Annotated in this window: 12 protein-coding genes; all 12 read right to left on the bottom strand. The window is 44.0% G+C overall.

Features of this window, described 5'->3' with window-relative positions:
• Positions 1-289 precede the first annotated feature (289 nt).
• The 12 genes from JNUCC31_RS11570 to JNUCC31_RS11625 all read right to left on the bottom strand — a co-directional run bounded on the left by JNUCC31_RS11570 (position 290) and on the right by JNUCC31_RS11625 (position 23,611).
• Positions 290-1,012, bottom strand: coding sequence for a response regulator transcription factor (locus tag JNUCC31_RS11570; RefSeq protein WP_062321765.1), 723 nt, complete (start codon positions 1,010-1,012; stop codon positions 290-292).
• Positions 1,013-1,016: 4 nt separating this feature from the next.
• Complete coding sequence (locus JNUCC31_RS11575; RefSeq protein ID WP_024631628.1) at positions 1,017-2,177, bottom strand: sensor histidine kinase; 1,161 nt, start codon at positions 2,175-2,177, stop codon at positions 1,017-1,019.
• Between the two features lie 47 nt (positions 2,178-2,224).
• On the bottom strand, positions 2,225-4,948 hold the full coding sequence (locus JNUCC31_RS11580) for a stalk domain-containing protein (protein ID WP_192271242.1): 2,724 nt from the start codon (positions 4,946-4,948) through the stop codon (positions 2,225-2,227).
• Between the two features lie 219 nt (positions 4,949-5,167).
• Entirely contained in the window at positions 5,168-6,202 is a 1,035-nt protein-coding gene (locus JNUCC31_RS11585; RefSeq protein WP_192271243.1) for a hypothetical protein, read from the bottom strand.
• A 211-nt stretch (positions 6,203-6,413) separates the two neighbouring features.
• Positions 6,414-10,142 carry a SwmB domain-containing protein gene (locus tag JNUCC31_RS11590; RefSeq protein WP_192271245.1) on the bottom strand — a complete coding sequence of 1,243 codons (3,729 nt, stop codon included), beginning with the start codon at positions 10,140-10,142 and terminating at the stop codon, positions 6,414-6,416.
• Between the two features lie 220 nt (positions 10,143-10,362).
• Positions 10,363-11,565: a methionine adenosyltransferase gene (gene metK / locus JNUCC31_RS11595; protein ID WP_192271247.1), complete on the bottom strand. Its 1,203-nt coding sequence runs from the start codon at positions 11,563-11,565 to the stop codon at positions 10,363-10,365.
• Between the two features lie 256 nt (positions 11,566-11,821).
• A complete protein-coding gene (locus tag JNUCC31_RS11600; RefSeq protein ID WP_192271250.1) occupies positions 11,822-12,094 on the bottom strand; it encodes an alpha/beta-type small acid-soluble spore protein in 273 nt (90 codons plus the stop codon).
• Between the two features lie 148 nt (positions 12,095-12,242).
• Positions 12,243-12,839, bottom strand: a complete 597-nt coding sequence (locus JNUCC31_RS11605; RefSeq protein WP_192271252.1) for a hypothetical protein — start codon at positions 12,837-12,839, stop codon at positions 12,243-12,245.
• 75 nt (positions 12,840-12,914) lie between these two features.
• Positions 12,915-15,506: a DUF4352 domain-containing protein gene (locus JNUCC31_RS11610; protein ID WP_192271254.1), complete on the bottom strand. Its 2,592-nt coding sequence runs from the start codon at positions 15,504-15,506 to the stop codon at positions 12,915-12,917.
• 170 nt (positions 15,507-15,676) lie between these two features.
• Positions 15,677-18,664: an S-layer homology domain-containing protein gene (locus tag JNUCC31_RS11615; protein ID WP_192271256.1), complete on the bottom strand. Its 2,988-nt coding sequence runs from the start codon at positions 18,662-18,664 to the stop codon at positions 15,677-15,679.
• A 517-nt stretch (positions 18,665-19,181) separates the two neighbouring features.
• Positions 19,182-19,523 (bottom strand): hypothetical protein, encoded by a 342-nt coding sequence (locus JNUCC31_RS11620; protein WP_024631636.1) that lies wholly within the window; start codon positions 19,521-19,523, stop codon positions 19,182-19,184.
• A gap of 203 nt (positions 19,524-19,726) precedes the next feature.
• Positions 19,727-23,611 carry an S-layer homology domain-containing protein gene (locus JNUCC31_RS11625; RefSeq protein ID WP_192271258.1) on the bottom strand — a complete coding sequence of 1,295 codons (3,885 nt, stop codon included), beginning with the start codon at positions 23,609-23,611 and terminating at the stop codon, positions 19,727-19,729.
• Positions 23,612-23,659 lie beyond the last annotated feature (48 nt).

The raw sequence follows: 23,659 nt of genomic DNA on the forward strand, positions 1-23,659 counted from the left end.
GGCGAACATCCCTGTATACAGCAGTATATGCCACTCTTTCCGAAGGGTTACACTTGCAATTCCAAATGCTCATATTCATTCTGATCGACACCGGACGAAGAAGACAGGCCAGGTCGCTCACTCATTCATGCCGAAAATCGAACCTAAGTTTCGCATAACTCCACGCTTTGCTCATTTGCAGTAGTAAAGTCCATTAACCCGCTAACCAGTCCAGCATTCTGGAACGGGCGCGAGTAAACAGAATATCCTATGATCTCGTAAGGTTATACTGTGTAGTACTACAATGATATTAGAGCGTTACCCAGCCATATTTAATTGAATTGATAACGGCTTGGGTACGGTCGTCCACTTCCATTTTCTGCAGAATACTGCTGACATGGTTTTTTACTGTTTTCTCACTGATAAAGAGGAACTCACCAATCATTTTGTTGCTCTTTCCTTCTGCCATCAGACGCAGAACTTCAGCTTCACGACGAGTCAGCGGATTATTGTCGCCAGCGACAAATTTGACGCCTGCTTCTTTTGAAGCTCCTTCGCTCATTGCCCCTGTTTCGTTAAGGTACGTCATCCGACGCAGCTGCATGATCAGTTTGCCAGTTACTTTAGGGTGGATGAATGCATGCCCTTCATGAACGGAACGAATCGCATTAATCAGGGACTCGGCCTCCATATCTTTCAGCAGGTATCCATTAGCGCCTTTACGCAGCGTCTCGAACACATAACTCTCATCATCATGAATAGACAAGATAATGACTTTGACATCCGGGAACAGCTCACGCAATTTCTCCGTCGCTTCAACCCCATTTTCAACAGGCATGTTGATATCCATCAATACAATATCCGGTTTCTCCTGGTTACAGAATTCGAGCACCTGAATCCCATCGCCACATTCGCCGATGACCTCAATGTCGTCCTCCATATTTAAAATGCGCTTCAGACCTTCACGGAACAGCTGATGATCATCAGCCAAAAGAACTTTAATCGATGTCTTGCCAGTATCACGGTTTTCCATCCTGCTACTCCTTTCCCTTATCCACGTTTGTCGGGATATGAATCACTATTTTGGTTCCTTGATTTTCCGCGGATTCGATCTCTATTCTTCCTTCTAGCAGTTCAACCCGCTCTCTCATCCCAATCAGACCGAAGTGGGTATGATCCTTGCTCTTCTTCGCAAGAAGCTCCGGTTTGAACCCAAGCCCATTGTCCTGCACGACAATTTTGACGAGCTGAGCCTGGTATGTAATTTCCACCACAACATAAGTGGGATAAGCATGCTTTGCAGCATTGGACAGACCTTCCTGCACGAGGCGGTAGATCGCAGCCTCCATCGCGGAAGACAACCGGTGTTCCTTGCCTCTCGTTTCAAAAAGCGAGCGGATTTTTGTTTTTTCTTCAAAATCCTGCACGTACTTCCGAAGCGTTGGAATCAATCCCAGGTCATCCAGTGCCATAGGACGCAAATTGAAAATAACTTTTCTCATTTCTCCAAGACTCGAACGAACCTGGCCTTTCAAATCTACTATTTCGGCCTGGACCATCTTAAAATCCTGCTTTATGAGCATTCTTTCTACAATTTCCGTCCTAAGCACTAGATTTGCGAGCATCTGCGCAGGACCGTCATGGATCTCACGAGCAATACGCTTCCGCTCTTCTTCCTGGGCCAAAATTATTTTCAAACCTATCATTTGTCGATTTTTGGCGGATTCAATGATGCGGGTCACTTGACCCAGCTCACCCGACAGATACTCCAGCACAACCCCCATCTGGGAGCCGATCGTCTCGGCGCGCTCTACCGAAGCTTCCACATTTTTGGCACGCTTCTGCAGATCATCCCGACGGGCCTTCAGATACATTTCCTTCTCACGATAAATCATCAGATCCAGCTGTAGCTGCGTCGCTTTCTCATACGCCTGTTTGATATCATGCTCGGAATAACGGACAAAGTCACGGCTAACCTCGGTCAGCCGGATCCGGGAGCGGCGGTAGTTGAGCTCCAATTGATCTACTTTCTCGATCGTTTCCGCCGTCTCCTTCAGGACCGACTTCAACTCCTCGTTCAGCGTTTTCAGCTCATTCCGAGTCGAGTCCATAATCTCAAACATTTGATATTTACTGTTTTCCATGACTTGTATGGCGTTTTTTATGACGCGGTCTATGGCATCGGCTTGTAAATCCACGTTTGTTCGACTCCATTTCTATCGTTTCCGGTATATATCATACCATATCACGATGAGATGGTAACGGTCTTCGTGTTCTGTTCCCATTTTACAGTCAGTCCAAGCTGCTCCGAAACGAGTCTGAGAGGGACTAAAGTCCTACCACCAGATACGTATGGTGCTACTGTAGCGCTTTGCCTTTTGCCATTAATGATGAATTCTTTCTGGCCAACAACCAGATCAATCAGCTTGCCGCCACGTACAACCGTAATCCGTTGATTTTTGCTATCCCAGCTCGCCTGCCCTCCAAAAGCGTCCAGCACATGCTTGATGGGCACATACGTTGTTCCATTTTTTAGTACCGGTGCCGCATCAATTGCCTTTTTCGTTCCATTAACGGTCATGGATTTCTGTCCAAGCACCAGCGAAGCTGTTCCTGTAGGCAATCCCACTTCACTGGACTTCGATGGCATGGTGAAAGCAATGTTGTCAAAAGCGACCGTTCCTGTCATCGCACGCTCATCCTGACCTTCTTCCACGTTCACCACATAGACCCGTTTCAGCTTCGCCGGATAGGCCATGTTCAACCCATTCAAGTCCACAGTGAGCTTTTTCCAACCCTCCCAATCAATGGCCTTGGCAAGATCAGCATATACCGTTTTGCCATTGGCATCGGTAAATTCGGCACGCAGCCAGTTCAAGCTTTTATCTCCCATCACATCCATGGACATGGATGTCGCTGTTGCAGATACCTCTTTGCCGGTGGAACCGTTCAATTGGGCATAAGCATACATTTTACCTGTGCCTGCGGTCATGTCATAACTTAGCTGCAACACCTTGGAGACCGCTTTTTCACCTGTTCCTGCTGTTACGGAAGCCGATCCGGTTACACCTGGTGCATTGGTCGTGAAGTTGATCGGGTAGCTCACATTTTCGAAGTTCTCCCATATCGTTTCACTTCCTGCAGCGGAGAGAACAACTACCGTGCTGTAACCGTCATAACGACCAATTGCATAACCTACTTGAGCGCCAGAGTCCACAGAAGATACAGTTAATTGGTCGGCAGCGACTTTACCCTTGAAACCGATAAACTCCCATGTCAGCGAGTCAGCCGGAACCGTCACACTTTGCCCATTTTTCGTCTTCGCCGTTACCGGGATTGAAATGGTTGTGCCCGCCTGGAGCGATCCCAATCCAGATCCTGCTGTCAGCGAAGCCAGTTCACTGCCCCCTAGTACGTTAACTTTAATGGAGGATGAAGCGCCATTACTCGTTGCCGTCAGTGTTGCTGTGCCTGGCTTCACGGCTTTGATCGTTCCGTTGCTTACACTCACGATACCGTTGTTGCTGGATTTCCACGTCATCTTGATATCGCCTGTCGCAATCGGGTTGTAATACGTGTCATATCCTTTGGCTGTGTACTTGCCCTCTTGCCCTACCAGCAACGTTTGGCTGCCACTCACGGCAAAGCCCTTCAGCTTGCCTTCCGGTGCCGTAGAGAACACCCCCAGCGTGTTTACGACCTGACGCTGCTCTGTACCGTACTCCGTGTTGAACGTAAGCCCTGCTGTCTCCTCGCCGAGTGGACGAGTTACCATCGTTGTGGAGCCCCCTCCGTCCAGGTTCATGCCCTTCCATACACCAATGCTAGTCATGAAGGATTGCAGTTCAGTCAGCGACATACCGCTGCTGTTACTGTTTTTCTCCGCTGCAACGATGTAGACATACCGACCATCCTGAGAGTAACCGACTGCTGTTCTCGCACGAATGCCACCAATACCGGAAGCAGCAATATCGCGGGAAAATGTAGCCGCCTTGCCGCCATTCACCAGAATAGTGTGACCACCGATCATCATCTCCAGGTTGCTTGGATCAACGGTTTCCCCACTTGTTTTGGCTTTCAGTTTGTAATCCGCATTCAGCGTCTGCCCCACTGTGAGATGGGTCATAATCCAGGTCGCTGCCGTTCCATGCGCGCGCAAAATATACCCATCTTTCGGCACCGTCATGTCCAACGCCTTTTTATCAGAAATCTGGGTAATCACGCCGTTCTGCACAAGTACCTCGGTTGGTGTTGTGGAGGGATCATTCGGCCGTTTCGTGGATGTCCACGCCGGTGTATAAATATACATTGAATTGGCATGACTGTATTTGACCGAACTCGATTCGACCGTGTAATCCTCTTTATTTATCCCACGCAAAGGGAAGGTTGAACCATCGTCTGCTCTCACGGTGCCATCGAATGAATACTCATCAATCATCGGTTTGCCATCCTTGGTTACAGTGAGGGCATACATGCCCGACAGTTCCGATGGAGTGGATACGAGGACCCCGTCCGAGACCTGTCCACCAATTGGAGCGAGCTCACCAGATACATTGAAATAATCGCCGTTCACGGCAGCTACTGCACCGTTTTCTTTGGCCATGCTACCCGTGCTTTGTTTACTGTTCAGATTGCCACCCTTGCCTGTCATGACGTCCAGCTTCACATATGGATTTTGCAAATCCACTTGAATGACGTCTGCCAGTACGTTTACCTTCGCGCCAGAACGTGTTGTTGTATAGTTATATTTCATCAACTTCGCACCCGAAGTCAGAATTTCTTCACTCAGTTTGCTTGTCGTTGTAGATGCCGCAGCAGCTACCGATTGCCAAGAAGTGCCTGACCACACCTGCTGTCCCGCTCCCAGAACCGGAGCAATCCAGATGACACCTGCCAGTGTTACCATCGCCCATTTCTTTGCCTGATTACCCTTAACGTCATTCAGCCGTTTCCCTTGTTTCCCCAACATGTTTGAAACGTCTCTCCCATCTTGTATATCAATCTTAGAGATCACGATCTCTGCCACGTGGCAGCAGATAGCGAGATCTCTAGTATACTCTTCTATTAATAGACTGCTTTTTGTGGAAAAAGTTACGCCAATAGCTAACTTTGAGGGTATTCTTGGCAAAAAAAGAACCCACATATGGAGTTAACTATCCGTACATGGGAATATACCGGTATATTCGTATTAATCAGATTCTAAATCTAACTCTGGGAAATGAATCTCGGTTAACGTTCGATTGGTATCCTCATCGTTCGCACTAATGTCATTATCATAACTATAATTCCAGTGCCCATTGGCGTAATCGAGGTAGATCAGCGCCTCATATATAGAACGGTTCTGCTCTATCTTCTCTGAAAAGTAGCTCCATTCCAAGGTGGCATGAACAACAGCTTGCTTCTCCCCTAGAAACACAACTCGTTCATTGGATATACGATACGTAGTGTCTCCATACTCAAAAGAAGCTCTTGTAATGTGCTCCCAGGTTCTCCATTCATCAACAGTATCTGCGTTCATTCGTTCAATATCAAATGGCGAAGTATACTTATACGTTAAATCAAAATCTTCCTGATTATATGCTCTATAATATGTCTTTAAGTCAGATAGGACACTTTGTTGCTCATCATTAAAATTCTCTTTTATTATACTTACAGCTTTATCGATATCTTCTGGAAGCGTAGTATTACGGGAAAGATATCGATCCTGAAGTATTTTCCACTGATTGTTCTCCTTTATAATTCGAAACACGACCTCATGTTGGTCATTTATTACCTGATTATTATGAATATAAGTAACGTACAATAATGCCTGGTTCGCAGATTCGTATGTAATGCTTGTTATATCAACATTATAGATTCGATCCGGAATTTCACTCTCTGGGAGTGTAATCTTACTGTCCGTCAAATAGGATCTCTGTATATGATCTGAAGCAAGTAGTTTTACAGTAAAAGCTCTATCATACGTTGTTATCAAATCAAGTATCTCTTTCTCTTGACCATACCCATACTGCAGCATCCACGCCGTATTCGACTTTTTATCATAATTAACCGAGTGCTTAGTTAACCAGGCGGCATAGCGGATAGGTAAATAGAATTTACCATTGATTTGAATGCCTGGTCTTTGTAATTCGTAATAATCTCCTGATCCACTAATGTAGTCGTCATTCGGTAGGAAAGTGAATGTCGACGCTCCAATAGTGGCTGTAATCTCTCGATCCTCCACTGAATAATTCACCTGATGCCCCATGACTTGGATAAACTCAGAGTCCCAAAATCAAGAATATACATAGCAACTTTCTGATCATAAAAACACCTTCTATCAATAGATTTTGCCTATTAACTCACATAGCAAAAAGCGGAAAACAATCAGATGGACTTATTATTCTGATCGCTTTCCGCTTCAATTAGATAAATCGATTTTTTCCTGATTAGAACTACAGATAACCCAATTTATTCAATACACGCTTCAACATTACCGCTGCTTGTGCACGTGTTGCATTACCTTGTGGCACAAAAGTCGTCGATGTCATTCCTTGGATAATGCCTCCCTGAACCGCTTTAGCAACAGAATCCTTGGATTGAATTTTGTTGCTGTCCTTAAACTTCGATAACATTGACGCTGCCGAAGTATTAAGAACAGTTGGCTGACCGGCATAATCCAAAGCCCGAACCATCATGATGGCCATCTGCTCACGAGTAACGAGGCTATCCGGTTTAAAAGTACCATCCGTATTACCAGTGACAATACCCGCTTTAGCGGCTGCACCAATATATGCACCTGATATATCACCATACCGAACATCTTTAAATTGTTGTGCACTAGCATAGTCGCCTGGCAATCCCAACCCTTTTGCCACTAAAGTAGCGAATTCTGCTCGTGATATCTGCTGATCAGGAACATACAAGGTTCCATTTTGTCCATTGATAATCCATTTTGCAGACAACTCACCAATGACGTCCTTAGCCCAGTGTGAAGCAGTATCCCGATATGAAACGGGATGGGACGCAGCCACAATAGCCTGATTGCCTTTCAGCTGTCCTGTTATAATAACTGCTCCAGTTGCATTGGAGAAATGATGAGGAATATTAGCCAGAGCTGAAGTACCTTGATCAATGTAGACCAGACCTGTAGCCGGTCCTGTTGTCGTTGAAGGCAATCTGAGTGCAACTGAACTCTTCACCAGTTGTTCTGCACGTTGGCCACTGTAGCCATTATAGGCGGATAGATAAACATCCGTAATCTCGGATACTCTCTGTGCTCCGGCGGATGCAAGCATACCGTCCATCGTACCAGAGACAGTTACAGGAATTGATTCAAGTTGAATATAAAAGTATGAAGAACCCGAACCTGCATTCACGCTTTGCGCAATACTGGAAGGATTCAAATCTGACAAAGGCACTGACCACAGGCGCTCACCATATTTCACCCCAATAAATGAAAAGCGCTCACGTGACGCTATCTCCGTCAGCGTGTCTATAGGGAATCCAACGTAAGCTGATGCTTCTGTAGAAGGAACTTCAAATACCACCATGCGACTTGAATTATTGCTTAAGTTTGCATATTGAAATGCCTGATTTAACTTGCTAGCATCCACATTAAACTGACGGGTAGAGCGACTATTGCGCGACTGGGCGGAAGTTGTTGCCGCTGCATCCGTGCTCATGACATACATGGACTGGTTAAAAGCCGATGTGTCCGATACGGTTAGCCAGGATGGCAAGTTGCCACTCAAACTGCCAGTGTTAGTAGTAGAACCCGTACTTTGAGTTTGGCTTAACGATAGCGGTCCAAAAGCCTCAACAATTACGTTCTGAAGCGTACTTAGCGGGATCACTCCTGGTGAATAACTTACGGTTCCCGTTGATCCACTTGTTGCTGAACTGGCTAACTTCAGAGTTACCGTCGTTCCAGACGCTGTAGCAGAAACCACACTTACCTGTGAGCCTCCCAACTGTACACTAAATTGAGATGGGGTAAGCAGAGTCTGTGACTGCAGAGATTCTCTAAAGGTAATAGTCACTGTATCCCCTTGCAATGTAGCTGATTTCACCATACCATTACCCGCTGTGTAGCTTACAGGGGTTAAGTTGATATAACCAGCAGGATTACCGTTTAGGTCCGTCAGACGCAATGCTCCAGGGACATAAGAAAGTGTTACATTCTGGTTCGTGCCTACGGCTGAAGCCAAAGTCAGCGTGACTGTTTCATCTTCAATATCCGTGTCGTTTACAAATAAAGGTTTACCATCTACAAGGACAGAATACTGGCTTTTTAACGGTTTGTTGGTTGTTCTAAGTGGCTCGTTATAACGGATCCATAGCTTGGAGCCACTTATTTCAGCACTCTGAAATTCAGGCGCCTTGGTATCGATGCTATTCCGAACATAGAAGCCGCTGAATCCCGCAAGAGCTTGTCCCCGACTGTCTTTTACAGGAGAAGAGCCTGGTGCATACGAGACACGAACCACTTCCCCATCGGTAATGGAACGGCTCAGATTCAATGTAACCATTGAACTATTAGTTAAGGATATACTGTTGATTCCTACCGAAGACTGGTTTGCAGTCACACTGAATTGTGACACCGCATCACTGGAATTGATATATACTGTCTCCGGGTAGTAGAGATTAATTGTACTGTAATATACAGTACCTTCCCGTGGTTTGGACATGACCGAGTCCAATGTATTTTCCACATCTCGTGCTGCAAACGAAGCTGCCGGGTTCAGCGAATTATCCTGTATTGGACGCAATCCAGGCGTATACCCGATCCGGACAACCTGCCCTACAGCTACACCTGTATCGAGTACGACATATACGCTATCTCCTGATACATATGCAGTGCTGACATTACGCGCTTCCCCATTTACTGTTACCGCGAAGCTGCTATAAGCTGGATTCGCGCTGAACAAACTTTCATCGTAGGTAAGACGAATCGTATTGTTACTGTACATCTTGACTGTTTTAAGTACCGGGGCCGTAGTATCTCTGCTAAGCGTCTTAAAGCCCCATGTACTGGTACCTGTCAATCCGGTGAACAGGTTACCCGCCTTGTCCCTAAACACATTTGCGGGGATATCCACGTAATAATTCGTATTGCTTTCCAGTGTGCTCTGCGGAATAATCCGCAGCTGTCTGTTGTTAGAACTGCTAATGGTTGTTGTTACGGCTACGGTTCCACCATTGGCCTTTCTCAACGTCGCATTGCCTGGATAATTGGTATCAAGCTCTTTGTTAAATGTAACCGTTAGTTCTCCCGTCAAAGGTGCATTCGTCGTACCGTTCGTTGGGGAAACAGATGATACGGTGAGGGCAGTAGGATCCGAAATGACGCCAAACCCCCACTCGGTTCCTGCAATTCCACTGGTGTCGTTCCCAAGTTCATCCCTTAAAAGACCTTCTGGCATAACAACATAATATGTGCTGCTACTATTCCAGTTTTTCTCTGGATCAATCACAATGGAATTCGTCCCCAGACCATTAACACGTGGAGAACCTGCATTCACAGGTATTTCCTCATATAGTGTAGTCCCTTGAAAAATCTGCAGTTTCCCAGCACCTGCAAAAACCTTTTTACTAAATGTCATTGTTATGTTAGATGAAGGTGATACCTGCATCGCTGCATTCGCGGGAACCTTCTCTACCAATGATGCTGTGCCTACACCTTGTGTATGGAACGTCCATTCTTTGCTCAGTCCATTGAAAGCTGTATTATTCTCATCCGCGTATACAAATGAATTTTTATCGATTTGAACATAATATGTCCCTCCTGGCAGAGGTGCATGATTAATCGTCACTTTTCTCCCTACATCCGGAACACTGGCGTCATCTAGTGTAATGCTAATATTACTTGATTCCGTTGGGTCCACTAAGATAGGTGGAATAACCTCCGTATCATCTGACACACGTTTTATTGATATGTATCCACTGGTAGTCCCCGCTGCTTTTCGAACAGGTTGGCCAAATTCGATCTCCAATGGGGTGCTTCCATTCACATTTTTCTCTCCTGCTACAGGTAACGTTGCCGTGACTCCCAGCGTAGTTAAGTCATCTGCTGCATAAACAGTGTTTTCCACTCCAAGCAGGCCCGTCAGCCAACTTTGGGCGGTAAATATTACGATTAAAAGCCCAATTGTACTCTTCTTGGCCATTCGTTTCAAACTCACCAATTCGTCCCCCTCAACTTATATTTCTTCTCCTGTCTAATGTACAGACCTCATTATGTATGTCGGTTATAACAGACATTTTATTTAGTCAAAAGGGATTAAAAGGAATATTAATTAGTTCGGTAGATTCTCTCTATAACCCAATTACTTATGTATGTAAAAAAGCCCCTGATTCCTTATCGGAACCAAGGGCTTGAATCTATTTGTATCTTAAACTTACTTACAGACCCGCTTGCTCTTTCAAAACGTCTGCTTTGTCCACTTGTTCCCAAGGTACATCCAGATCTGTACGGCCAAAGTGACCGTAAGCTGCCGTTTGTTTGTAGATTGGACGACGCAGATCCAGCATACGAATGATGCCTGCCGGACGCAGATCGAAGTTGTTACGTACCAACTCAACCAGCTTCTCTTCGCTGACTTTGCCTGTGCCGTATGTATCCACGTTGATCGATACCGGGTTGGCTACACCAATCGCGTAAGCGAGCTGGATTTCCACTTTGTCTGCAAGACCAGCAGCAACGATGTTTTTCGCTACATACCGAGCCGCATAAGCCGCGGAACGGTCTACTTTTGTCGGATCTTTACCGGAGAACGCGCCACCACCGTGACGTGCATAACCGCCGTAAGTATCCACGATGATTTTACGTCCAGTCAGGCCTGCATCTCCTTGAGGTCCGCCAATAACGAAACGTCCTGTCGGGTTGATGAAATATTTAGTCTGCTCGTCCAGCAATTCAGCTGGAACAACAGGCAGGATTACATGTTCTTTGATGTCTTTTTGAATTTGCTCCAACGTAGTCTCTTCAGCATGCTGAGTGGACACGACGATCGTATCAACACGTACCGGTTTGTCACCGTCGTATTCGATCGTTACTTGAGTTTTACCATCCGGACGGAGGTATTCCAAAGTCCCGTTCTTGCGTACTTCAGCCAAACGGCGAGCGATACGGTGTGATAATGCAATTGGCAAAGGCATGAGTTCAGGTGTTTCGTTGGTTGCAAAACCAAACATCAGACCTTGGTCACCAGCACCAATGTTCTCTGTTTCGCGAGCCATTTGTTCCGGGTCACGGTTCTCCAGAGCTGCGTTCACGCCTTGTGCGATGTCAGCAGACTGCTCGTTCAGAGAAGTCAGGACTGCACAAGTATTATAGTCGAAACCGTATTTGGCACGTGTGTACCCGATTTCCTTAACCGTATTACGAACAATGGACGGAATGTCCACGTATTCAGACGCTGAACTAATCTCACCGATGACAAGCACAAGGCCTGTAGCAACGGAAACTTCGCACGCTACACGAGCGTTTGGATCATTCGCCAGGAACGCGTCCAACACGGCGTCCGAGATCTGGTCGCAAATTTTATCCGGATGTCCTTCAGTTACAGACTCCGATGTGAATAGATGCCGGCCTTTAATAGACATTGAAGTTTCAACCTCCCATAACCAGTAGTATGGCGATTGCCCGAACAAAACATTTACGGTGATTCGTTCACTGTACCCTCGAAAGCTTTCCGGGCGGAATAAGGACGCGGGTCCGCAGTTACGAAGATAAGGATTTTTCAGGTAATGGCCTCAACAAAAAATCAACCTTTCCCTAGTGGAAAAGGTTGCGTACCTCAACTGCCATCTTAACGTATTTGTCAAGACGTGTCAAACGAATTGGAATAAGGAAAATACCCTATAAGTGCTGCTCTGCCTGACGAATCAGCCTTTTCGTAATCTCTCCACCAACCGATCCATTCTCACGGGAAGTCAGGTGGCCCCAGCCTTTATAATGGCCATAGGAGTGATCACTCACAGCTCCCAGTTCAGAACCAAATTCGGTATCTGCACCAGCAAGGCCTCTGCCACCATATCCCACATTCAGCCCAAATTCGGCAGCAATTTCATACTTCATCTGATCCAGCATTTGACGACTTTCCGGCACCACTTTGCGGTTGCTTCTAGCCATGATTCCTGCACCTCCGATTATTGGTTGTCTACAGTTATAGAGTGAGCAGGAACAAGGTTGGCTAGCCATATTAATGTTTGTTAGAACTGGTTAATCTGCGCAAATAAAATGAATGACAACCGAATAATTTCTTGGACAGATGCACATTCTATTTCAGAGAATATCCACCACGCACCATCACTGTCAGGCTGTACTTGTTACCATCCAACACCGTTATACCTCGTCCATCTCTTGGAAAAGAAAGCAGGTGATTGGACGGCGCCGCCTGCCCATTCGTCAGGTCAATCCCGTCCGTCAGATCAGCTACCCCATTCGTACCTTCACTGACGATCACAGCTTTGCCGCTACGCACGATGAACTCTGCGCCAGACTTACCGATCAGCTGCTGACCCGGCTTCACCGTTACGATCTCAACAGCATCTGCCGCACCAGATACTACTGGTGGAAGTGTTGTATCACCACCTGTGCTTCCTGTTCCTGTAGAGCCGTTGTTGTTCCCTGATGTATTACCCGCCCCTGCATTGTTGTTGCCTCCACTATTCGTGTTACCACTTCCTGTGGGAATTTTACCACCCAAAGCTTGTTGAATTTGCTGGTCTACATAACTCTTCGTTACTACCGGATCATCCGCTGTTCCTGGCTGGCTTGTACCCGCACCTATCGCGGTGTTGCTGTATACGGACCCAACCCATACGCCAACACCGATTGCCAGCGCTGCCATTGAGATTTTCATATAAGGTTTCATGTAATACCTTCCTTTCTATCAGACTATCCAAAGATATTTATTCTCTTGGTCTATCATATCTTTAATAGAAAGATTCTACAACGACTCCGGTGAGGGATTATTTCCACCATCCGGTAGATTCCCAACCGCAGGAACAAAACCCATCGCTTGAGTAGCAAGCTTGATCCGTTGTCCCTGGAATTCATCATAAATGGCGATTGTGTAAGCCCCACTGCGGCGATCATCAAATACTACATCTTGGATCGTCCAATTTAAGAATTGATTATTACCTTCTTTAAGATCTTTGTCCAACACAATCTCTTTATCGAATACTTTTCCAGTAGGTTCAATAATTTGTACAATCAGCTTATGACCATTCTCTGGCAAATTCAACTCATTATTCCGGGAGGCGTCGTAATTCCATGCGAGGTTGACCGTAGAGCCACCGCTAAGAGATGCTTTGAAGTCTCTCGTTTGAATGGTAAAAGGATAAATATCCACATTTTTAATTGTTGTCAATGTAGACTCTTGATCAGGTTTGAGTTCATAGGAAGCTGCATCCACATATCCCGTACCAGCAGCCACTGCTCCTTCTTTGCCTGTGCTTTCTCCTCCCACAGTTTCACCGATTAACAGCCTCATATCTGATACAACCGTATTTCTCGGGATTTTGGACCACATGGTCACCAAAGCCGAGTTTCCAGGACCTGCGGGATAATCAATTTGTTTAACGGTCGTTTTGTAGTACTGCCCGTTTTTGGATTCGTAATATCCCGTTAATTGGGCCAGATCAATTTGGCGATTTTCCACATTTTTCACCTGTAGCTCGGTATATACGATGTCGGAAGATGTTCCCGGATAGACGAGAGTTCTTTTCACTTTGATTTCAGATCTCTTTCCAGGCTTATTTAATACATAATTAGTTCCCAACTCCACTTGTGGTAATGCTGGAAGTTCGCCAATGTGAGTAAGACGAATCAACTCAGATGAATTCTCGCCCACAACCTCAGATAACGCTACTTGCAGTTGAGCCACGCCCAGGTCACTAGGAAGAGAAGTCAATAGGTGAATATCCACCGAATTTCCAGGTCCAAGTAAGGCTGAATTTTGGCTAATCATTAATTTCGTATCCGAAATATCCGCCGAGTCAATGGACAACATTCCTTTTAGATCAGGAAGCTTGAGCGTATTCGTAGAAATATTACGCAAAGTCACCCTTGCTGACAAGACATCCGAGTTCTCCCAAGGCAAGCGTTGAATCGAGTTCCACGTCACACCCAATGTTCCATTCTGTAGTTGCAGAGTACTCTCCGTTCCAATAGACTGTTGCATCGAGTTTGCTTTAGGCAAAACATAAATTCCAGCCGGATACGAAAACTTAATTTCCTTGTCCACCGCGCCTTCAGCGCCCTCGGCCTTTGGCGTGTTCATCACCAATTTCAGCGATTCATCGGATTCCTCATAAGGCAAACTAAATGTCAAACGTATTAAACGTTCTTCATCCGGCTTTAATTTGAGACTATCCAGTGCCTTTGTAGTTAACGGGAAATCTTTTCCTTTTTTGTTCTGAACCGAGAATTCATACTTAGGAACAGTAACTTCCCGTGAACCCGTATTTTTAATTTTAAAGTTGACGGTATAATAGTTATTGCCATGAGTCTGACTTACACTTACCTCTCCTACACTTGTAGCCATCTTACCTTTGTTATCCTCAAGTGTGATCGTATGAACCTTGCCGACCTTAATTTCTGTATTCTTCAATGAAGTAGACTTTGGCAATTGCATGGTGGCCAGCGGAATGACTGATTTCTCTGCTTCATTTTCTTGCACCATGATAAGCTCAGCCCCGTCCAGCTTCACCTTCTTGGGAATGGTTGTTATATAGTTAATACTCTTTGATTCCTGAGGCTGTATGCTATACGTTGCATCATTAGCGTTCAAATTAAGCGGGTAGCTGCTTCCACCTTTTGTGATAAGAACCCACTTCACACTAGGGTTTTCCAATCCCTTATACCCCACATTATGCATATTAATCTTCACACTTGCATAATTGGATTTGTCTGAAGCAGAGAACGTCTGAAGACTTTGAACCTTAACCTTCACCGGGATATCATTAATTCGCACCTTTTTAGGTGTATTTACAGGAGTAGCCACACTATACGCGGCAGGAATATTGATTTTCCCAAGGATGCTTTCATAGTTTGGTTTACTGAAATCCCATTTCACAATTTCAAAATTAAGACTGCTTAACTGCACGTTCTTACCTACCGTAGTCACATATGTAACCGAGAGTGTAGAGCCCCCAGCGACACTTTTTTTCTCTGCATCCTGAGCCAGCAGTTTGGAATTATAGGTTGTTCCGCCCTTGCTGCGCACCTTTGTCCAATAATCAACTAACTGCAAGCTTTTCTTATCATTGTTAGTGTATGTGAGAGTATACGTAATTAGCTTGCCTTCGTCCTGTGTTAACACGTTAACATCCGTGAGTCTAACACTACTTTTGCTTGATAATTTGACAGCCGGAACATTTCCAAGCGTTTTTACAACCACTTTTTTCGATTGCGCTACAGAACTTGAAGATTTTGAAGCCCCCGCAGCATCCACGCTTGCAACATAACCGCCCCATACACTTTGCGTAATCCCCAATAAAGCACCAGTAATAATAACCTTCGTCAATTTATTTTTCACTTGAAACCTCCATACATAGATTTCCATTATGTTATAGTATAGACGCTTTTTAGGTAAAGGAAGTTTCAAAGAGGTAACTTTTAATGAAATTTAATGATTTCTTGAATAAGAACATAACAAAAAACAGCCTTGCATCTTATTGATGCAAGGCTGTTTTAGGAAGATATGGATTACAGTTCTTTACCGTATGAGAACTCACCCAATGCATTGCCGTTTTCGTCGTTAATAGCTTTTGCTGCTTTGTTCTTTTCACCGTCAAATTTGACAGTTGCTACTTTTCCATCTGTGTTACCAACTACAGTTGCAGTAACAGTGATTGTTTTCTTATCTGTAGGGTCGATAGTAGCACCTGTAATTGTTGCAGTCACGCCGCTACCTGCATCAACACTGAACAATCCTTGAATGTAAGCAGTACCGTAGTTGCCATCTTGTTTAAGAGCCTCAGATGCGTATACAGTAAATGTTACAGTGTTACCCGATTTAACGATATCTTTCAAAGTTACCGTTGGAGCAATACCGTCCAATACAGTTGCAGTGAACGCTTGAAGTTTATTACCAAAGCTATCTTGAGTGCTAGGGTTAGTAGCTTTCAAAGTATAACCGTCAACATCGTTAGCGATAGTGTTGTCAGCGAACTTCAGAACTACAGTTTTGTTAGAATCAGCCATTGTGTAGCTTGTAGGGCGAATTCCGTTCAGATCGAAGTCTCCCAAGTTAACATTCGACAACGCTGTGTTGAATTTAACTTTAACTTCGTTACGGCTTGTAGCATAGACATCGTTAGTTGTCGCAAGTACTTCGGAAGAACCAACGTTAGATCCTACAGTGTAGTTACCACTGTTGAAGTATTTACCTTCGGAATCTTTAATGTAGCTTGCGGAAACTTTAGCTTTAGCCCAGTCAGTGATCGCAACATTATTTGTAACAGCGATTCTAACAGTGTTTGTAGAAATCAATGTGATGTCATTGTTTTCTTTAGCGATTTGATATGGAGTTCCAATAGGAGCACCATTGTTATCAACGTTTGTTACCATATATTTAGCTGCATCCAGAGCATTACCGTCACCGGAAGTAGCCAAAGTTTTGTTGAATTGAACATACACATAACGAACACCGTTAGTCACATCGGACCATACACGTGTAACACTACCGTTTTGAGCTGTGTTAGCGTTCAGTGTCGCAGTGTAAGGCAACAATACATTTCCGATGTAAGCAGTATCGATAACACCTGATACAGTCAGAGTGTAAGTTGCATCAGATTTCAAGCTGCTTCCCAGGTTAACTTTAACAGTTTTATTGTTATCAGTATAAACTGGTGTGATTACTGGGTGACCTTTGGAAGTCAATCCAGAAGCAGTTACAACTTTACCATCTGCATCTTTGAGAACATAGTTCTCTGGGTTTTGTGCAGAATCCAATTTCAAAGACTTGCTGAATTGAATTTCAGCGATGTAGTTTCCGTTTTCCATTTTGAACTTAGTATCAACAACTGCTGGACGAACTGTATCCAAAGTTGGAGTTACTTTTGCATCAACGGAAGCAGAGTTATTGCTGTAGTCAGAAACCGCAGTCAGATAAACTGTGTTTTCCGATACGTTCAACGGATTGTTGAATTTCAATGTAACTTTGTTGTCGTTGATTTCAATGGATTGTGCAGTGTTGCCTGTAGTGTTAGCGTATGCACTTGCAACGCTTTTCACTGTTTCGTCGAACTCAACAGTTACTTCTTTCAAGTCGTTGGATTTAACACCAACTACTTTAGGAGCAGCTGTATCTTCAGTTGCAGTGAATTTGCTTTCTACTGGAACGATAGCCAGACCAGAGTAGTCTTGTACGCCGCTCACACGCAATGTGTGCTCACCAGCAGTCAGATCTGTAGTTACAATTGCAGTGTTAGGATAAACGTATTTTACAGAAGCTGCAATTACGTTGTTATCTACACGGAAAGAAGTTGCGTTTACAGTTTCAGGTTTAACTGGCTCACTGAAAACTACTTTGAAAGCTTTTGTTCCCAAAGCTTTAACTTCTTTTACTTCTGGAACTGCAACATCAAGTGGAGTAAACTCTACTTTTTGTGTGAAAGTTTTTGTTGCATCAGCATTTTTAACATTGTTGATTTGAAGACTAGTGGATCTTTGGTTAGTCAAAGAAGTGTTACCTTCAGATACCAACAAAGTTACAGTAGTTTTGTCATCGGACAATGTAGCGCTTTTGAAAGTCAATCCGCTAACAACATAGTTATTAGTGCTTTCAGCAGAGTTAGGATCTACAGTACCATCAAACTTAACTGTGATTTCTTTCAAGTTTGTAGCAGATACAGAAGCTACAGCTTGAGCTACAGTAGTTTTATAAGTAACTTTTTCAGTGAAGTTTTTCTCTTTGTAAGTGAATTTCACTTCAGTTTCTTTGTTAGCTTCCAGAGCTTTATCCAAAGTCACTTTAACGGACTCTCCATCGCTCATTTTGAAAGTAACAACTTTACCAGCTTCAGTTACTTCGTAAGAAGAAACTTTCAAGCTTTGCTCTTGATCAATTGCATAAGCAGCGCCTACAAGCAATTGACGGGAAGCATTGGATTGGAAGTTCAATTTGGAATCAAGCAGACCAGCGTTGATTGCTGCTTGAACATAACCTTTAGCCCAAGCTGTTGCTGAGTTGTTAGTTTCAGTTGGAACTTCGAGATCCAAAGCGATTGTCAGAACTTTCGCCATTTCTTCGATAGTTACTTTACCGTTGAAGTCGAAGATTTTCTTCTCAACGTTTTTACCTTCCATGATGCCTGCAGCTGTTACTGCTTCAATGTAAGGAGCAGCCCAGTTTTTAGCATTGTAGTTTTTATCCTTGTAAGAATAAACACCAGTAATTTCTTTCAGACCAAGCAATTTAGTGATAACTTTTGCGAACTCAGCGCGAGTCATCTCTTTGTCCAAACCAGCTGTTCCATCTGGATAACCAGTGAAAACACCTTTTGCTTTCAATGCATCAAACTGTTGTTGTGGTGAAACTGCTGTATCACCGAATGCTACAGATGCAAACATCGAGAATGCCATTGCTGTAGACAATGCTACGGATAAAATTTTCTTCATAACCTTTTTTTCTCCTCCTTGGGCGTTCATAACATGGGAATTTTCTTTAATAGTTTCGCTCGTGTTCCTCATATATTGTTGCACCCCCTTTCCAGAGTCCTGAGCAAGTTAATATAAATGATGTCTGTGAGCATATCACAGAAACTTGTAAACAAGCATAATAATAGAACCATACGAAAATAGAGTAGTTTCCTAATCCTACCTAACGTATTATACAATGGGTTACTCTCGCCGTAAAGAAATTTTTTCTAATAAATAGACAAGATTCTTCACGAGGTCATTCTTGGTAAGAGGCCCAATGTTTTTGACTCTACATCTTAAACGCAGCAGATTTCAAAAAGTTGCGGATTCTTCAAAAAAAGTTTTGAACTTATTTATGTATTGATACAGTGCGGGTATTTAAGACGTCCAAAACCTTTAAATCAGTGGCATTACAGCAGCATAGATGAAATTATTCTGTGTCTGGATCGTTGTGGACGTTTAATTAGTACCCACTTATTACCTACATGAAGCGACAAATTCCTCTAAAACTAAAAAATAAAAGGCATTCCCTATGGAATGCCTTCATGTCGAGTTCTCGCTATATAACTTAGCGAATTTTCATCGCAAGATCAATAATTTGAGCACGCATATTTGGATCACTGTTCAATCTCAGATACATGTCGTCAATAGGTTGTCTATTTTCCCGGTATGTCTTTTCATGCTTCATCGTGGTGTGAGACCATTCAATCAAGTCATTCTCAGCCAGAACCAAATTGTTATACGCATCATGGAAGCCAGTTGCCTGTACGAGCCCTTCCATCACTTCTTGGGAAACTTCCTGTGTTTTACGTGTATCTTCTATCTTCTTCTCCAGAATGACTGCCTGCTTCTCGAACTGTGTCTTTGCCTTCATGTAGCCCAGTTGGGCCTTCGAATAAATCGGTTTCATTAGCTAACTTCACCCTCTAGATCATTGTGTATTTATCGTTATTGTATCTTAATCTCTAGCAAATTACAAAAATAGTTACTGGTAAAAAACTTATTTCTTCTATTATAAAAGTGTTCTTTAACAGTTGTTTTTCAGTTAAAAAGACCTGCCCTTTCGCACAAGGGACAGGTCCTTCCAATAATGCATAGATGATCTTACATGAATTAGCTCAAGTTTTTAGGGAATACTTTAGTGCTTTTCTTGAGCAGTTCCACAGCAATTTTGCCTGCTTCTGCCCGAGTTAAGTTACCTTTCGGATTGAAGTTATACTGCGGTTTTTTCTGGCCCGGAACCGTTACAGCGGCACCTTCCATAATTTTCGCCTTGGATACAGCCATAATGGATGGACCTGCATACTTCTCAATACTGCCCGAATCCATAAAGGCCTTGGCGAGTGAAGCATCAAGCTTGCTATCGTTATTTGCCAGTTTTAATTTCAGAGCACGTGCTATCATGACTGCCGCTTGTTCACGTGTCAGCGGTTGATCCGGTCCAAACACCCCGTCAGTCAAACCTGTTACGATACCCGCTCTTGCTGCTGTCTCAATACGGTCATAATCCCATGTTGCAGAACGTGCACCTGGCACAAGATCCACGAATGTACGATTGTTATCCGAGTTAATTGGCAGATTAAGGCCTTTAACCAGCAAGGTAGCAAATTCGCCTCTTGTCGTCTGATCATCTGTACCAAATTGCTCGAAACGCAAGTTGTTCATAAAGCCTTTGGAATAGAGACCATTCAGAATATTACGAGCCCAATTGTGATTCGTTATATCATTATAACTGCGGCTTAATTTCATTACTTTGTAATAGCCGAATTCATCAAACGGCACAGTGACCGTATGCGCTTTGGTATCGACCTCGCCACCAATATTTTCCCACTGGCGATTAGACGTATAGCGATATACTGTAATCGTAGAACCAGCTTCGTCTACTACATTAGGATCAAACGACAATGTCAGACTTCCCCGCTTTGATGGTGTAATTTTGCGTTCTGCCGGTGTCTGAGGATTACCAAACAATCCTTCTACGGAGTATGGAGCAAGTCCATTCGTTGGAGCCGCATACGTAGCTGCACCCAGATCCCCGGCTTCACCCAAACCTCCATTAATCCAGAAGATCTGTGAGACTGGACCGAAGTTGCTTGACGCACTCGTCGACCCAAAGTTAAGCAGATACTCATCCGGAATGCTCCACGACGGTGCACCACTGTTTTCGCCCGTTCCAGGGAAACCAATCACGTTACCATAGTCATTTCGTCGTTCCACAATTCCCGTAGTCGGGTCCGCGATACCAAACAGCAGCTTCGTATCCGGATAATACTTTGTAATGCCTCTTGTGTTGGTGCTTTGCATGACAGTCCCTTTCGGGAAACTGAGTTGTAACCCCTTATTGAAGACGTTATATTTGGTTGCTACCTTCGGAGCCATATACTGAGCATCCACACCTACAGTACTTGTATAGAATATTTCAATGGTATCTGTGTTGCTTGTACCTGCACGTGTGATTGTAATTTTGATCTTGTTTTCTTTGTCCTGCTTCAATCCTACATAGTCATATACAAAACGGTTATTTCCCAGATCTGTACGTTTCACAGCAGGGTCTTTACCGATGAGAACTGCTGTCGCTCCCTCAGCTTCAATGTCAAAATGAACAAAGTTTTTGTTCACTACAATCTGCTTACCCACCGTTGGTTGTGGAGAAAGAATGCGATATGCACTCACTTCTCTTACTATTTCCAGTTTTTGCGACGTTTTGGCTCCGGTCTCATTGATTAACTCCAACGTGTACACATAAGTACCTGGTGCATCTGCAACGAGATCCTGAACACGCATGATAAAGTCTTTTCGATCACCGGCAAAATCATAAGTGTAACGATCACCAGCGAATGTAACCGTTGCGTTATCTACTGAGTTAACCGGCAAGTCAACCGACATAATATTTTTGGTTCCCATGTTAAGATTCATCTTGACTGCACCGCTACCACGGAGAACCACATCATAGTTTTTCAAGCTGGTCGTATACTTATTATCATTATAAGTAAACTCAGGAGTCAGATTGAAGATCTGTGCCAGCTGCGGGTTATCGGCGCTATATTCTTTCGGGGGGAAGCTTGGACGATCTTTCCCCACAGCCGGTTGGAAATTAGCAATGGTAGATACATTGTTATCCACAATATAAATCCGTAATTCTTTTCGAATTTCACGGGCCTGACCTTTCTCATCTTTACCCGTTCCCGTCAAGATAATACGGTTTTCCCCGAAGACCAAAGGACCGTCTTTCAAAGAAATATTGAGATTGAGATTGAATGCTCCAGTGGTTTTATTCAACCAGGCAGGATCTAAGCTTTCTGAAGTATTCGTTGATCTCACTTTCACACCATTAGCAAACACTTCTGCCACAAAAAAGCTGCTGTTGATCGTATCATCGAAGTCAATGTACTGCCCTTTGACAGCAAGCGTATTTCCGCTTCCCGAATTTACATTGTACGTTTGACCATCTGTGAGGTTCTCAACGTAAATAAAGTTCTTGGAAGCATAGGAGATTGTGACATCCTTATAAGCTGTAGATCCATCGTAGTTGAACCGAACTGTCTGGTTACCATTCTTCAATCCAACTACTTTGAAGATATAGCTGGTATCAGACACTGTTGCTACATATTGAAGCGTGATTGGGCTTGTTCCCAAAGGGAGATAATTTGCTTTCAATCCCGTCGTAGGATTAGCTGGCTTACCGTTCGTATTTACCATGACGTAGAAATCACCAGAATCCACTTTCGCGCCGTTCAAGGGCTCGCCCGTCGGAAGATTGGTTGTACCACTTCCACTGTAACCTTTGAGATACTTCAAGTCAGTAATAACCGTCTGTCCCTTCATATATTGAAAGTCCATCCGCTTGCTTATTGTCTTCGTTCCGTACGTTACGGATAATGTATGATTTTGATCGACCAAAACTGCACCATTAGTATCCTTGTTAAAATTCACAGCATTGATATCAAACGATACCAGCCAGTATGAAGGCGTGTTATCCTTCAGACTCGGAATGAAAACTTCTTCAGTGAAGGTAGGCGTCTCTTTCGTTGTGTTGTTGTCTACAATGATCTCAGCGCCTTCACTGAATTTGTTTTTGTTTACTTCATCATAAGGAATCAACATTTGCACATGTACCTTGGCCTTATCCGTGTCTTCTGTAAAGACAGGCTCCACACCAAGCAAACTCTGCGCATTCCCACTCGAATCAAGCAGGTCGAGCTTCACTACCGGATTTTTTTCATCATAATAAAACAAAGAATAATTAAAGGTAAGTGTATCTGAACCATTCTGTATAACCAGTTTCAGATCATTCACGCCTGGTTTCAGCTTAAGTTGCGGTGAGAAGAATGTACCATCTTGTAAAAGTTGTGTTGACAAAGCTTGGCCACTATTTACCGATACCGTTCCTTTCGTGGCATTCATGGCTTTACCTTGAAGCGTAATTTCATCCTTGTTCACTACAATTTGTGTTCCTTCATTTAGATCCAGATTGTCTGAACCGCCAAGCACCTGCAGCTTCTCCACATAAGGTACTTGGTCAAAGAGGATATAGAACGTTTCGGAACGTTCATTCTGTCCTTGTGCACCCGTAAATGTAATGCGGTTCATACCCGGGTATAAAGTAACATTTGCTTTGAAACGGTTATCCGGTCTGTCCGGGTCCAATGTTACTACTGCTGGAGCGACACGTGTAGCGTCCTCTACCCAGCGATTCGTGGTTTGATCCCAGTTCAGCAACTGGATATTAGCACCCAATGTCGATCCGGTTACTTTTGTATACGTACCGCTAATTGCTTGCTGTGCATCTGTTACTTTATATACTTTATCTCTCGTTATTTGATTTACCCCAGCCGTCAATGTCAAATCAACCGTGTTTCTCAGTGCGGAAACATCCGGGGTGAAATAACTTGTCAGTTTGTCTGCCGCCGATGCGACTGGTGCAAGGCCTGCTGGTATTAGAGATACAACCAGTGCCACCATCATCAGCCATATCATTGGCTTCTTCGTACGCTGCATGCAATCATCTCTCCTCTTTTTAAGTCAGTTACCGTTATATATCGGCCA

Origin of the sequence: Paenibacillus sp. JNUCC-31 (genome assembly GCF_014844075.1) — a bacterium.
Taxonomy (GTDB): Bacteria; Bacillota; Bacilli; order Paenibacillales; family Paenibacillaceae; genus Paenibacillus.

Coding starts and splice junctions, on each gene's coding strand:
- JNUCC31_RS11570 (WP_062321765.1), bottom strand. CDS start 1,012: ATGGAAAACCGTGATACTGGCAAGACATCGATTAAAGTTCTTTTGGCT.
- JNUCC31_RS11580 (WP_192271242.1), bottom strand. CDS start 4,948: ATGTTGGGGAAACAAGGGAAACGGCTGAATGACGTTAAGGGTAATCAG.
- metK (WP_192271247.1), bottom strand. CDS start 11,565: ATGTCTATTAAAGGCCGGCATCTATTCACATCGGAGTCTGTAACTGAA.
- JNUCC31_RS11600 (WP_192271250.1), bottom strand. CDS start 12,094: ATGGCTAGAAGCAACCGCAAAGTGGTGCCGGAAAGTCGTCAAATGCTG.
- JNUCC31_RS11605 (WP_192271252.1), bottom strand. CDS start 12,839: ATGAAACCTTATATGAAAATCTCAATGGCAGCGCTGGCAATCGGTGTT.
- JNUCC31_RS11615 (WP_192271256.1), bottom strand. CDS start 18,664: ATGAGGAACACGAGCGAAACTATTAAAGAAAATTCCCATGTTATGAAC.
- JNUCC31_RS11620 (WP_024631636.1), bottom strand. CDS start 19,523: ATGAAACCGATTTATTCGAAGGCCCAACTGGGCTACATGAAGGCAAAG.
- JNUCC31_RS11625 (WP_192271258.1), bottom strand. CDS start 23,611: ATGCAGCGTACGAAGAAGCCAATGATATGGCTGATGATGGTGGCACTG.